Origin of the sequence: Pseudalkalibacillus sp. A8, assembly GCF_045920555.1 — a bacterium.
Classification (GTDB): domain Bacteria; phylum Bacillota; class Bacilli; order Bacillales; family Fictibacillaceae; genus Pseudalkalibacillus.
In genome coordinates this window covers 2090542-2103099 of the sequence record NZ_CP174509.1, presented here as the reverse complement: position 1 = coordinate 2103099, position 12558 = coordinate 2090542, and the positions used below count along the sequence as shown (strand labels likewise).

Here is a 12558-nt window from a genome sequence, read left to right as displayed (position 1 = left end):
GATGAAGATCATATTCAAAAGACTCCATCATGTCCAAATTTGTATACCGACTGGTGAAGAGGAAAAAGCTCGTACCTTTTACAGTATTGTTTTAGGCTTGACTGAAATCGAGAAACCTGAGGCGTTGAAAAAGAATGGAGGCTTATGGTATCAGGTTGGAGACATCGAACTGCATATCGGCACAGAACCTTATACAGAAAAAAGCAAAAGACATCCAGCCTTTGAAATAGCCGATCTCGATACGGTGAAAAGCCATCTACTAGAAAATCATGTAACCATTAAAGAAGAAACGCAGATTCCAGGTATGAAACGGTTCTCCTTCTTCGATCCTTTTCAAAATCGAATCGAATTCCTAGAAAAAACGAGGGGTTAATTTGATTTTGAATTATGCACAGGGTGAAATGCGTTAAATCGAAGGTTATTTCTCCTTAGCTTACAAAAAGATGTCAAGATGTGATTTTAGTGGACACCAGAGACTTATTTGCTGAAAATCATTGGAAATATTTCTCCTTTAACCCAATCAGCGGAACAGATGACCTCTAATTTTTAGAAACACCCCATTTTGTCACAAATAACGGAACAGCTGTCCTCTAAATTAATGTAAATCACCAATAAAATGGAGCTGCGCACAAAAATAGGATCAGCCTCCCCAACTCGACGTGTCATTTTTAAAGTGTTGTTAAGCCGGAGAGAGACTGCACCCTTACTAAGGAATATAGGTTGTTCATTTCTGTTCAGGTGTTTGATCTTCCTTTTTCGGTAGAAAGGCGATCAAGACAAAGCTTAAGATGGCTAATATACAAACTCCGATATAAACACTATCAAGAGAAAATGTAAGCCCTTTTTGAAGAATTTCCAGTGTTTCAGGTGCCAATTTTTCTCGTTGTGATTTTTCGAGAAGGATGTTTGCAGCATCGATTGATAACGATTCATCCAGATTAGCTCCATGAGCCTCCAAATAGTTCTGTAGCCGATTATTGAGAATCCCGCCTAGAAGGGTCGCCCCGATGGCGCTTCCAAGAATCCTCATGAACATATTAGAAGCTGTCGCAACTCCGCGTTTCTCCCAGTTTACTGATGATTGAATGGAAACGATGAAGGTCGTCGTTGAAAGTCCCATCCCGACTCCAATGATGAATGAACCGATTGCAGCCCAAACCGGTCCTTTCACTGGGTCAAGGAACACAAAAAAGAGCGAGCCTAAAACGAGAGCTACTCCCCCTCCAAGAGCGACTGTCCGAAAACCTAATTTTATGATCAATCTCCCAGCTAATGTGGATGCGATCGGCCAACCAATGGACATTGTTGTAAGGGTGAAGCCCGCTACAAGCGGTGACTCCTCCATAACACCTTGCACATAAGCAGGCAAGAACGAAGAGATACCGAATAAAATCGCACCGGTAGTCAAAGACGCTAGGTTTGCTAACGTAATCAATCTGTCCTTCCATATGCCAAGTGGCATAGTCGGCTCTGAGGCACGACGTTCCTGGAAGATGAACAACATGAAACTTACAGCAAAGGTTGCGATCAATCCGACGATCTGCCATGAGGTCCAAGGGAGCGAAACCCCACCTTGAATCAAAGCAATCATCAAGCTGCTGACAGAAATAAAAATCAGTAATGCTCCTATGTAATCAATCTCATGCTTTTTCCTTTCAATGTCTTCGTGCAAAAATAAATTAGTTCCCAAAATCGCTAAGATACCAAGAGGAAGATTGAGCCAGAACACCCATGCCCAGTCCCAATAAAGGACGATGAAGCCTCCAAAAGCTGGACCGAGGATGGCAGAGATACCCCACACACTCGCTAAGTACCCCTGGATCTTTGCACGTTCCTCCATTGTATACATGTCACCGACAATCGTAGTCGCGATCGGCATCACCGCACCCGCGCCAAGTCCTTGAATAAGCCTGTAGATGATAAGCATTTCCATAGTGTCAGCAAAACCACACATCAATGAGCCGGTCATGAACATGACAATACCGAATGTAAAAACAGGCTTACGGCCGAACAAATCGGATAATTTCCCATAAATCAATATCGTTACAGCCTGCATAAGCAAATAAGCAGAAAATACCCAGCTGTACAATCTAAAACCACCCAGATCAGCGACAATGCTCGGCATTGCAGTAGAAACGATCGTTCCTTCAATCGCCGCCATGAACATCGCCAAAATGACTGCAGCCAAGACAAGTGGCCTGAGTGTGGTCTTCTCTTTTATACCTACCAAAATATCTTCTTTCGTCATATGTTCACTTCCATTTTTTTACGATTTGAATAATGCCCTCCCATTATAGCAACTTTATTCCACAATTTGTTAGACAATTCATTCAGAACCAACGTTTTACTTTGAAAAAGATAAGCATACCCATCGTCATCGCGATCATAATACCCCAAACAACCGGATATGCCCAATGTTCATCCAACTCCGGCATATATTGAAAATTCATTCCATAAATTCCAGCAATGAAAGTGAGGGGTATGAATATTGTAGAAACGATCGTCAAAACCTTCATGACCTCATTCATTTTGTTACTTACACTTGAGAAATAGACATCCAAGAGGTTAGTTGACATCGAATGAGTCATCTCCACCATATCCATGACATGTATGACATGATCGGAAACATCCTTCAAATAAAAACCGGTATTCAAATCGATGATTTTCGTTTTTTCCAAGCCTGTAATGATTTCCTTCACAGGCCATACTTGCTTACGAAGAAACATTCCGACATTTTTGTAATTATAAATCTTTTGTAGGACCGTTTGATCGGGATGTAACACCATCTCCTCTTCTATCTTCTCTATGTCTGAAGCAATCCGCTCTGACTCAATCAAGTACTGATCGACGATTGCATCTAACATGGAATAGACCAGGTAACCGGTACTCATATTGCGGATATTCCCTAGATTTTGGCGTATCATTTGGCGGACCGGATCGAGTACATCACCCTCTTTTTCCTGAAACGTGATGATCGTTTGATCTTTGATGATCAGACTAATCTGTTCTTCGTCAATATCGATTTCCTCGGGGTCAAACCACACCATCTTCAAAATCATCAGCACATAATTGTCCAGCACGTTGATTTTTGGTCGATGTTCAGTATTCAATATGTCTTCGATGAGTAAAGGATGAACCCCGAAAATATCACGCACTCCCTTGAAGACCTCTTTATTATGGAGCCCCTCGATATTGATCCACGTTACACTGTCTAATTTGGTATATGATAAAGCTTCCTCGATCGTATCGACAGATTTTTCTTCAATGACATTACCTTTATAATCAATGACAGAAATCTTCGTAACCGAGGCCTCTTCATCTCCAACGTACACCAGGGACCCTGGCGGCAGTCCTTTTTTCTTTTCCAAATCTTCTTGTTTACCCATTCGATCATCTCCGAATCCATTTACGACTTATTATCTAGTTGATACGTTAATATGTGTGAATTTTTTTCTATTATTGTCGAATCATTAGAAGTTTCGACGAAAGACTTCCAAAGATCTTTCCTTTGTAAGATAATGTACAAGGTCAACTCGAAACTTAGGTATGGAGGTAAAAAAATGTTAGTTCACACAATCGAACGAAAGAGAGAACAGATGCTAGAAACAGCGAAAATTTATGGCATGTCATCTAACGAAACCATTAAATGCAGCCAAGAGTTGGACAAGCTTCTACAACTACATTTAGTAAACAACATACGTGAACGAAACTTGAACATACTCAAGATTTCCTGATATTAATATATTGGAATACAGTCAAATGAACTTGAAACTTATGATTCCGATAAATATCTGGCGGCACTATAAAAACAACTATACCCAAAATGAATCCATAACACACTTCTATTATGTCGTGTATTACATAAAACCTCTTTGATCAAAGATCGAAGGGGTTTCTTTTTCTTTACCCGTCCTTCTCTCATATAGAGACAGCCAAGGAATATACATAATTAAAAATGAGTGGGGGATCTTCTGAATGCAGATAAGTGTTGTTATGGCCGTATACAACGGTAAACTTTACGTACAGCAAGCAATAGATAGTATTTTACAACAAACTTACCGTGACTTCGAATTCATTATTGTAAACGATGGTTCTACGGATAAAACAATCGAAATCCTAAATGACATACAAGATCCACGAGTCCGTCTCATTCACCTTCCTCAGAATGGAGGAGCTGCATCTGCGTTGAATATGGGGATTCAAAACGCAAAAGGAAAATGGATTGCGATCCAAGATGCAGATGACTTAAGCTGTCCAACAAGATTAGAAGACCAGATATCTTATGTTGAAGAACATCTTGGGATAGCTGCCGTGGGAACGTTAAAGAAATGTATCAGCGGTAAAACTGAGGTGCCGGAAAGAAGATTAAGAAACTGAAGAATTCGGTAACTATCTTGTATCTGGTGATCATATGAATTCCTATCGTTTCTACATCAACCCTTTATGTCACGGTTCTGTCCTTTTTTCTAAGGATGTTTACGAAAAGGTCGGTGGCTTTGATCCATCTTAAAAGATTTGTTACGATTACGATTTATGAATGAGGATGTTTGAAGCAGGATCGATCCATAAAATCAACAAAGTATTATATCAATACAGAAGACATCCTGAATCCATAAGGAGGGAAAAACAACCCTATAATGAAGACTGGGTTGTCGCTTCAACACACATAAAGAAAATAGTGAAGGAACAACATCATGACGAACGTGATCCGGTATTCCTTGTAATAGGAAATTCAAATGCATGCAAGGAATTCAAGCAAGTTTGCAGGATAAGTCAACTGAAAGTGGATTGTTACCTACAATCAACGGATTCGGATACTCCCGAAACAATCCATCAGCTTTTCGGAAAAATATCATTGATGGAGTCATCCAATTGGAAGGGTTACAATATCTCAGCATCCTTCAAGCTCTTAAGGATAAAGGTATGCAAATGAATAGGAACCTTTTTAGAATCTGGGCTGGATATTGGAATTGATCATTCACAAAACCCCGAAACCATCCTTGATGACATTGGATCGTCGAGGGTATTAAAAAACCTCTTTCAATAGTTGAAAGAGGTTTCGTTAATCATATGTATGGTGACCCGTACTGGGCTCGAACCAGTGACCTCCACCCTGTCAAGGTGATAAAACCCACAGTAAGTGGCTGAGGTCAATACTTTGAAGGCTTTCCTCTAGTTTGTGCTCTGTACGATTGAAAACCTTGAGTCTTTATTGTACAGGACTCATAAAAGAGTTGTCAAGCTCATCAGGTAAAACATGGTGAGGGACATATTCAATAGTAGAAACTAGTGTTAATAGCTCAGTAGGGACTTGAGAAATCATACCCCATCATCACAAAAATAGAATCGCTTTCATTTGCAATTAAGTGACCTACTACCCAGTTCACCAAAGATAATTACGTCTGAGAGGTCATATGAAACACGCTTTTGAGCAATCATACCTTGACAAAAAAAGACCAGCGAATAAACTAGCTCATTGTTCCCCCTTGAATTGACTTCTTTGCTTGAACACATCATACTTATTTTGTTTCTCGTACCTCTTGAACTCGAATTCTGAAATTTGCTCCATAGAGAACTCCAGAAGCTTTCCTCCATGTTTCTCTAGTACTTCCTTAGTTACTGAGTAAGCTTTTTCGTACATCATCTGGTAAAGCTCCTCATCAGAGTGCTGACCCCTCTGAGGTAGTAAGAAACAGCCAGCTTTCTCAAAGACCTCCCCATCAGGTCCACGGTATGAGTACTCTCTTTTGAAATACAACTCCTTTTCTATTTTCATTCTCATCCCCTCCATTACTCTTTATTTTCCCATTGTCTTGCTGCTCTCCCTACCAATGGCTTTGCTCTTTCTGCTTCTTGCGTCTGCTGTGTAGCCCCCTGTGTGTTCCATTAGTTGTCTGTAGCCTTGAGCCAGCTCAGTTGTATGCAAATCCTCTTACCCTCACCAGTGACTATGAGAGCTTTACTTGAACGGTCCCTCCTCATAATGTCCTCTATTGCACCCTTCACTTGTTCCAGTGCTACACCTTTATTAAGTCGAAAAACTATCTGGTCCATCAAGAAGTCTGATTCAAACAAACAACCACCTCAAGAGAATTATTTTCTGAGCCAGTAGCTCAGTATGATTGGAGATAGAACCCCAGAGAGTGTGAACTCCACCAAGTTGGCTTCTGCGTTCTGTCTCTCTAGTTGTTCCAGCTCGTCATTTAATTACAGTGACCTCGAAGCCCTTCTGAAGTCAGAAAGAAAATCTCCATCCTCAAAGGTTTCTTGAACCTTCTTACTAGCGAGTTTTACTGTCTCACTTGTACCTTTGCCACCGTTAACTTCAACTGAACCTTTAATTTTGTGGTTGACTGTCATGGAAACTCTTTGTCTCCCAAAGCTGAAATTGTTCATGGACTCCAATTGAGTTTGTGGCTCAGCGAGCATACTACTCAGCTCACCCATTCCTCTCTCAGCCATTTTCAACATTGGAGACAATCCTTTGCTTAATCCTCCAGCGAACGTTGGAAAGAACGACTTACCAGACTTATCAAGGTCACTCAAAGCTCCCTTCTTAGCTGGGGAGAATGGTAAGAAGTCTCGAATCTTACTCATACCATCTTGAACAGCTCCAACAGCCTTGGAAATACCTTTCTTAATCCCCTTCGTGAAAGAATTAAGGAGACCCTTACCAGAGTCAACAAAATCACCAGCCCAGCCAGTAATCGTTGAGACAATGTTTTTAAGTCCATCTGAGACAGCTGACTTCGCATTGTTGAGACCATCAACGAACTTACTTTTGACCTTGGACCATATCTTTTGAGCCTTGCTCACAATGTCCACTCCAAAGCTGGAGAATATCTGAACAATGGTATTAATAAACCCAGAGAAGAACCCTTTAAATGCTTCCCAGAGCTTCTGTACGAACTTAATCGCTGAATCAGTGGCATTTTGCCAGAGCTTAGAAGCTTTATTCATATCACCTGTGAGGAGTGCTACAACAGCTCCAATTACATTAGCGACCATATCACCAAGCCATACGAACGCTTCAACTAGTGGAGCAATCGCTGTTATTATTCCGTTGAATACTGCCATGGCTGTCACAATCATAGCTCCCAGAACCGTACCCACAATAGCTCCTACTGCCAGAATCACTGGCTTCAGAGTGTTGAACAAGTGCTTTACAGCTTCCCATATTGGAGTAAGCCCAGCTTGCAAGTTCTGAAAGGCAACCATGAAGGAATCTTTGAAGCCAGCTACAGCGGTTTTAACCACATTGAATATTCCTTGGAAGTATGGTGCGAATGACTCCCAGTTTTTCATAATTATCAGAGCAAGCCCAGCGACTACAGCTCCAATGGCTATGAATGGAGCGAATGCTGTGAGCATTGGAATGACACTCATTATGACTTGTCGCTTCAAGTTTATGAGAGCTGGAATCATAAAGGTAGTAATTGCACCAGCTAGAATAGCCAAACCAGCTTGAGCCTTAGTTGAGCCAGTAGCAAGCTTCTGGAATCCACTTGTAATACCACCTTCAAAGACACTTGTGAGCTTCTCCATTCCAGTGTTAATGAGTGGGAGCACTGTAGCCCCAAACCAGTCAAAAGCTCCTTGAGTGAGCGTACCAGCAAGCTTTGAGAAGTTCTCTCTAGCAAGCATGGCTTGCCCTGTAGTGGACTTCATTAAGTTCTTAGTCCCACCTCCAAAGGTCTTATTCATCCCTTCGTAAATGAGTGGTAGAGCGTCCTTAGCTAAGAGTTTGCCATCCTCAGAGAGCTTTCTAACTTCCCCTTGAGTCATGTTCATTCCATCAGCAAGCATACCCCATGCGTTGACTCCTCTTTCCGCTAATTGTTGCATTTCTTCAGCACTTACCTTACCTTTAGCGTTCATCTGACCTAGTGCTCTACCAAGTCCTTGAACCGTCTCAGAGCCACCTCCAAGGGTTGCTGAAGCGTCTCCCAGAGCTGGTAGCCATTTGTTGACCTGTTTCATTGAAAGACCCATACCATTCATGGCTGTGGCTGTCTCATCAATAGCTTTGTAGTCAAAAGGTGTTTGCTTTGCAAAGTTCTTCATCCATGCCATTTGCTTCTCAGCCTTTTCAGAGGACTTCAAGAGCGTTGTCCAGCGTGCTTCAGACTGTTCTAGGACTGAGTTTTGCTGAGCACCAGCTACAGCTACTCCAGCCAAAGCTACTCCAGCTACAGCACCTACACCAGTAATAACACCAGAGACCTTTTTAGCTTTACTTTCAAGGTTATCAAAGGTCTTGGTAATGTTTTTAATCTTCTTGCTGGCTCTGTCTTGAGCATTAACTACAATATTTATGGCGTTTGCCATTTTCTCACCTCCATCTATTTTTGGTATCTATCTGAACAACTCAAAAAGACCCCTTTCTCGTTTAGAGAAAGGAGCCTTGTGAGCTAGTAAATTAGTTATCAATAATTATCCAAGAAGTGCTAGAACACGTTCGCCAGCTACTCCCCCTTTTTTATTTTCCTTCTTCATCCATATCAAAGAGCATAGCCAAGCTAAACTCATCCTTGTTAGCTTTATTCTCTTTGCTATCCTTGTAACGCTTATTGAGTCCAAGGTCATTAGAAAAGCTCATCATAAGCTTCTCAAAGCTGTTCTGAGAGCGTGACTCCTTAAGGAAGTTTGTTGCTTCCTGTCTCATTGTTTTAATGGTGTTAATTGCGTATCTATGAAGCAAGTTCATGTTCACTGGGTCAACATTCTCTGGGTAGTTCTCAGCGAACCAATCAATGGTGTCATTGTAGAACTCCACTTCCTCCTTGGTGAACTGCTCCTTGAGCTCACTGGAATACATTCCATGAATCAGCCTTGCTTTTGGGTTTAAATTTGCCAATTGTTTTTCCCTCCTTATTGGGTCTTTTGAAATGCTGGAATTTGGCTTTCCTTTATGGATAGCACACCTTCCGTTGTTTATCGTTCCATCTTCAAGTAACCATGGTTTTCTTACACATACTTGACCGTTGCCTTTAATGGCTCCACAAATCTGTGGCTCCTTTTTGAACATTTTTTTCAATTTCTTAATTTTATTCTCATCAGTTTCACCCTCCAGAGCTTCAATTTTCCTTTGTAGCTCCTCTGGGAGACTGTTTTTCTTTGGTCTTCCTACACCTCGTTTCTTTGCCATTTGTTTTACACCTCCAATTCATCCTTTAGCTCCAGTAGCTCCTCCAGCGAATAACATTCAGAGAATGACCGTTCAAACTTCTCCAAGTTATCCATGGAATGAGCCAGTAGCCTTGTAAGACCTGTTTTCTGGTAAAAATCTGAAGCTTCTTTGTATTCCATTAGTAGAGCTTTGTAATTTTCTCTTATGTTCCCCATCACCTTCACCTCACTGGTTTTCACTCAAAAAAGCCACCTCTGAAGTGGCTCCCTTTCTTACCAAACATCATTTCCAAACTTTTTAGCGTGTTCCTCATAGAAGTCTTTAGTCTCTTGGTCCATTTCATGAATATCTTCACTTGAGCTGGAAGGAATATCAGAATAAACATCATCTCCAAACTTCTTTGAGTGCTCCTTGTAGAGTGAATCCATATCAACCTCTGGAGCTGGCTCTGTAGTTTCCTCCTCAAAGTTTGGCTTGAAGTTGTGCTCATTGGGTGTTTGTGGTGCTTCACCAATTGAATAACCGTACTTTTTAGCGTGTGCTTCATAGAACTCATCAAAGCTTTGTTGCTTCTTTTGCTCTGACAACTTCTGAGCTTTCTTTGAAGCTGGAGACTTCTCAAGCTCCTTAACTTTGGACTCCAAGAAGTCGTGTTTTTTCTGTAGGCTCAAAGAGTTGAACCACTCATGTTTTTCCTCACGTTCTTTTACTTGAGCCAGCTCTAAAACTTTCTTGCAAGAAAACAGTATTGAGGAACGTTCCAGCACCTCTGAAAGTGACTCATTTTCATTAATCCTCTCTTCCTTTTCCTTTGTCAGCTTTTGAAAAAGCTTATGCAATTCCTTAATCTCATCTTTATTAAGCCCCTCTATTCTGGAGTGAGCCTTCTCTAGTAAATCATTCAATCTAGCCTTCTCTTTATCAGTTAATACATTCTTCTTTTCCTTTGCCATTCTAATCACCTCAGTTTTTATTGGTTGTTACCTTTCATTACTCTTGAGTGAACCTCTCTCAGTGCCACTTCAACAGCCATTTGTTTTTGAGCAATATCACAAGCTTTCCTCTTGAACTCAATATCTCTCCGTATTTGCTCCATTTTCTCCTCAAAACTTATGACTGGCTCTCTTCTTTTGAATAATCTCATCAGACTCCCTCCCCTTGGTTTTATCTCTCCTTTCTTTTGTTATGAGAGGGGAGGAATCCCCCCATCAGCCATTATCCATTGAGGTAGCTATCTACCTTCTCAAGTACCTCTTCAAGCTCTTTTTGAGCTTCCTTACTTACTTCGTTTTTCATTTCATCAAATACATCAAGGTATTCAATATCTTCTGGGTTCCCTCTGTCTAATCGTTGTTTGCCAGCGTACTTAGTCAAATGGTTTGGACTCAAAGCACCAGCACTCCCAGCTCTTGACTCAATCTCCAAATTAATCGGGTAAAGTTTTTTATTTAGAATTGAAGCTCTGTGCTGTCTCTTGAATACCTCAATATCCCTTTTAGCTACATCGTGAATCTCTTGTGTTTTCTTATCCTTGTTGAGTTTGGAAATCTCATTAGCAAGCTCTCCAGCTCTCTTGTTTGTCTCATCAATCTCCCTCTGGGTCTCCTCAATAGCTTGGTTTAATTTATTGAGTCTACCTTTCAAGGTGTTATTCTTCTGGTCAATCCTTAACTCCGTCTCAACGTGCTTTTTTGCTTCATTGAAGGCTCTCAAATCAGCTTGAAGCTCTTGAAGCTTACTTCCGCAAAGGTTACGCTCTTCAATGTTTTTCTCTAGTTCCGTTTTCTTTTTACCTGTGAAAAATTCTTTAATACCCATTCAAATCACTCCCATTAGTTTTTTGCACATCAAATAAGCTTCTGAGAATCCTCACAAGCCTTGTGTTATCAGTCTAGCAATCTTTCAAAACGTGTCAGTGAAGCCCTGTGGGCTTCTCAGCTTAGCATTTGCTTTATTGGCTCTCCTTCCTTTGCCAGTTCAAGCTCATACCATTCAATCATCGCTCCATGTCTCCCTCTAGCGTCTGGAGCAAATTCAAAAAGCAATCGACACTCATACCTCTCAGCTGTCTTTGGTGGTTCTGGAAGGTCCCACTCACCAGCTTGGAGCTTTTCGAGTACCAGCAATTTATTAAAAGCGTAGCTGTCTGTTTTCTCCTTCTCCAAGTCCACTGAAACGAACTTTCTTTTCTTGTTCATCTCGTTGTCATTCTTGTTGAAGAATCTAAACTCCAGTTGAACCATTCCAGACAAATCCATAAGACGCTCCTCAGTGTGTAAATGACTGAAGCGGTTATTCTGGGCTTCCTTAATCAGCTTCTCCTTCATGCCATCTTGTGAGGGGTCATAATACTTGAAGTCGTTCTGGACCATCACTTGACCCTCAAAGAAGTCTGGCTCAATGAGTCCCTGTGAGACCATCTCATCAATCCACTTCTGGAACCTCTTCACTTTTGACTTGTGAATCATAGTGAGTCGGTGTCCTTTCATCTGCTTTTCCCTGTGTAGCTCTTGAGTTATCAAGAGTCTCCTCTTTTCGTCCTTCTCATTGTCAATCACTACAAAGCTCATTATTCGTAAAACGTTAATCTTACTATCCATCTCCCTTAGTTCTCTCCTGCTGTTCTACAGCTTCTTTATCTTTTTTCAATAACCTTAACGTCAATCATTCTTATTCCAAGTTCATCTTCCTTCCATTCTGGGAATTGCACTACCTCCTTTTGTGTTTCAAAAATCAAGCAAAAGTCCTCTAGCTGTTTTTCTGTTAAATAAGGTTTTGCCAATTCTTTAATGGAGCACCCTTTATGCTCTGCTAGTCTTTTTATCAACCTCTTGACTCGTTCACTCGTAGACCAGTACCGACCACCATCTGGGTCAATAATCCACTCAAAGAGTATTTTGTTATCTTGCCACCTGTTCGCCATCGGGGACCCAAGAAAAATATTTGTCATAGAGGAGTCTCCCCCTTTCTCGTTCACTGGGACAGCGTGACATAAATGAGGTGTTTGAGTGTATCGCTCTCCAGTAATCTCACAGTAAAAACCAACTTCTGGGTGTCTATTTGACTCGTAAAGCCACCTCACTTGTTTCTCTGTCAAGTTTCCTTTGTTGCCAAACTTCATAGCTCTCTTGTTTTGTCTGTTAGCCAATACCCTAAACCCATTCTCTTTGGACCATCGCTTATTGGCTTTACCGTTACAATTAGTACAATAAGAGTTTTTATTGAAAGCTCCAGTTTTTGAGTAGTTGAATTGTTCTTGTGGTAAAATTTCTTTGCACTGGTGACACTCAACCATCTTTAAACTCCCATTAAGGAAGAAGTGTTTTTGTCAATATTAATTTGAGCCAGAACGATCACTTTAAAAGTGAGCCACTTTGATATTCCTTGCTCCCAGTAAAGGGAATGAATGGAAGGTATAGGGGTCTTGC

The 12558-nt window shown here is 41.0% G+C and carries 15 protein-coding genes; 4 read left to right on the top strand and 11 right to left on the bottom strand.

The window, feature by feature from the left end:
* Position 1: 1 nt before the first annotated feature.
* A complete protein-coding gene (locus tag ACJROX_RS10970; RefSeq protein ID WP_408010799.1) occupies positions 2-373 on the top strand; it encodes a VOC family protein in 372 nt (123 codons plus the stop codon).
* A 351-nt stretch (positions 374-724) separates the two neighbouring features.
* Here ACJROX_RS10970 and ACJROX_RS10965 read toward each other — a convergent pair whose 3' ends face one another.
* Both ACJROX_RS10965 and corA read right to left on the bottom strand, forming a co-directional pair.
* Positions 725-2248: an MDR family MFS transporter gene (locus ACJROX_RS10965; RefSeq protein ID WP_408010798.1), complete on the bottom strand. Its 1524-nt coding sequence runs from the start codon at positions 2246-2248 to the stop codon at positions 725-727.
* Between the two features lie 82 nt (positions 2249-2330).
* Entirely contained in the window at positions 2331-3386 is a 1056-nt protein-coding gene (gene corA / locus ACJROX_RS10960) for a magnesium/cobalt transporter CorA (RefSeq protein ID WP_408010797.1), read from the bottom strand.
* Positions 3387-3560: 174 nt separating this feature from the next.
* Between corA and ACJROX_RS10955 the strand changes: the two genes are divergently transcribed.
* The 3 genes from ACJROX_RS10955 (at position 3561) to ACJROX_RS10945 (ending at position 4933) form a co-directional block, all read left to right on the top strand.
* On the top strand, positions 3561-3734 hold the full coding sequence (locus ACJROX_RS10955; protein ID WP_408010796.1) for an aspartyl-phosphate phosphatase Spo0E family protein: 174 nt from the start codon (positions 3561-3563) through the stop codon (positions 3732-3734).
* Between the two features lie 241 nt (positions 3735-3975).
* Complete coding sequence (locus ACJROX_RS10950; RefSeq protein ID WP_408010794.1) at positions 3976-4377, top strand: glycosyltransferase family 2 protein; 402 nt, start codon at positions 3976-3978, stop codon at positions 4375-4377.
* 166 nt (positions 4378-4543) lie between these two features.
* Entirely contained in the window at positions 4544-4933 is a 390-nt protein-coding gene (locus ACJROX_RS10945; protein WP_408010793.1) for a hypothetical protein, read from the top strand.
* A 540-nt stretch (positions 4934-5473) separates the two neighbouring features.
* Here the strand turns inward: ACJROX_RS10945 and ACJROX_RS10940 are convergent.
* The 9 genes from ACJROX_RS10940 to ACJROX_RS10900 all read right to left on the bottom strand — a co-directional run bounded on the left by ACJROX_RS10940 (position 5474) and on the right by ACJROX_RS10900 (position 12227).
* A complete protein-coding gene (locus tag ACJROX_RS10940) occupies positions 5474-5776 on the bottom strand; it encodes a hypothetical protein (RefSeq protein WP_408010792.1) in 303 nt (100 codons plus the stop codon).
* 431 nt (positions 5777-6207) lie between these two features.
* Positions 6208-8328, bottom strand: a complete 2121-nt coding sequence (locus ACJROX_RS10935) for a tape measure protein (RefSeq protein ID WP_408010791.1) — start codon at positions 8326-8328, stop codon at positions 6208-6210.
* 151 nt (positions 8329-8479) lie between these two features.
* Positions 8480-9148, bottom strand: a complete 669-nt coding sequence (locus ACJROX_RS10930; protein ID WP_408010790.1) for a hypothetical protein — start codon at positions 9146-9148, stop codon at positions 8480-8482.
* A 5-nt stretch (positions 9149-9153) separates the two neighbouring features.
* Positions 9154-9369, bottom strand: coding sequence for a hypothetical protein (locus ACJROX_RS10925; RefSeq protein WP_408010789.1), 216 nt, complete (start codon positions 9367-9369; stop codon positions 9154-9156).
* A 33-nt stretch (positions 9370-9402) separates the two neighbouring features.
* Entirely contained in the window at positions 9403-10083 is a 681-nt protein-coding gene (locus ACJROX_RS10920) for a hypothetical protein (protein WP_408010788.1), read from the bottom strand.
* A gap of 17 nt (positions 10084-10100) precedes the next feature.
* On the bottom strand, positions 10101-10274 hold the full coding sequence (locus ACJROX_RS10915) for a hypothetical protein (RefSeq protein ID WP_408010787.1): 174 nt from the start codon (positions 10272-10274) through the stop codon (positions 10101-10103).
* 71 nt (positions 10275-10345) lie between these two features.
* Entirely contained in the window at positions 10346-10948 is a 603-nt protein-coding gene (locus ACJROX_RS10910) for a hypothetical protein (RefSeq protein ID WP_408010786.1), read from the bottom strand.
* A gap of 116 nt (positions 10949-11064) precedes the next feature.
* A complete protein-coding gene (locus ACJROX_RS10905; protein WP_408010785.1) occupies positions 11065-11730 on the bottom strand; it encodes a hypothetical protein in 666 nt (221 codons plus the stop codon).
* 35 nt (positions 11731-11765) lie between these two features.
* Positions 11766-12227: a hypothetical protein gene (locus ACJROX_RS10900; protein WP_408010783.1), complete on the bottom strand. Its 462-nt coding sequence runs from the start codon at positions 12225-12227 to the stop codon at positions 11766-11768.
* Positions 12228-12558 lie beyond the last annotated feature (331 nt).

Excerpts from the sequence above, each read along its gene's own strand:
- ACJROX_RS10970 (WP_408010799.1), top strand. The coding sequence starts at position 2 with ATGAAGATCATATTCAAAAGACTCCATCATGTCCAAATTTGTATACCG.
- ACJROX_RS10965 (WP_408010798.1), bottom strand. The coding sequence starts at position 2,248 with ATGACGAAAGAAGATATTTTGGTAGGTATAAAAGAGAAGACCACACTC.
- corA (WP_408010797.1), bottom strand. The coding sequence starts at position 3,386 with ATGGGTAAACAAGAAGATTTGGAAAAGAAAAAAGGACTGCCGCCAGGG.
- ACJROX_RS10955 (WP_408010796.1), top strand. The coding sequence starts at position 3,561 with ATGTTAGTTCACACAATCGAACGAAAGAGAGAACAGATGCTAGAAACA.
- ACJROX_RS10950 (WP_408010794.1), top strand. The coding sequence starts at position 3,976 with ATGCAGATAAGTGTTGTTATGGCCGTATACAACGGTAAACTTTACGTA.
- ACJROX_RS10945 (WP_408010793.1), top strand. The coding sequence starts at position 4,544 with ATGTTTGAAGCAGGATCGATCCATAAAATCAACAAAGTATTATATCAA.
- ACJROX_RS10940 (WP_408010792.1), bottom strand. The coding sequence starts at position 5,776 with ATGAAAATAGAAAAGGAGTTGTATTTCAAAAGAGAGTACTCATACCGT.
- ACJROX_RS10935 (WP_408010791.1), bottom strand. The coding sequence starts at position 8,328 with ATGGCAAACGCCATAAATATTGTAGTTAATGCTCAAGACAGAGCCAGC.
- ACJROX_RS10930 (WP_408010790.1), bottom strand. The coding sequence starts at position 9,148 with ATGGCAAAGAAACGAGGTGTAGGAAGACCAAAGAAAAACAGTCTCCCA.
- ACJROX_RS10920 (WP_408010788.1), bottom strand. The coding sequence starts at position 10,083 with ATGGCAAAGGAAAAGAAGAATGTATTAACTGATAAAGAGAAGGCTAGA.
- ACJROX_RS10915 (WP_408010787.1), bottom strand. The coding sequence starts at position 10,274 with ATGAGATTATTCAAAAGAAGAGAGCCAGTCATAAGTTTTGAGGAGAAA.
- ACJROX_RS10910 (WP_408010786.1), bottom strand. The coding sequence starts at position 10,948 with ATGGGTATTAAAGAATTTTTCACAGGTAAAAAGAAAACGGAACTAGAG.
- ACJROX_RS10905 (WP_408010785.1), bottom strand. The coding sequence starts at position 11,730 with ATGGATAGTAAGATTAACGTTTTACGAATAATGAGCTTTGTAGTGATT.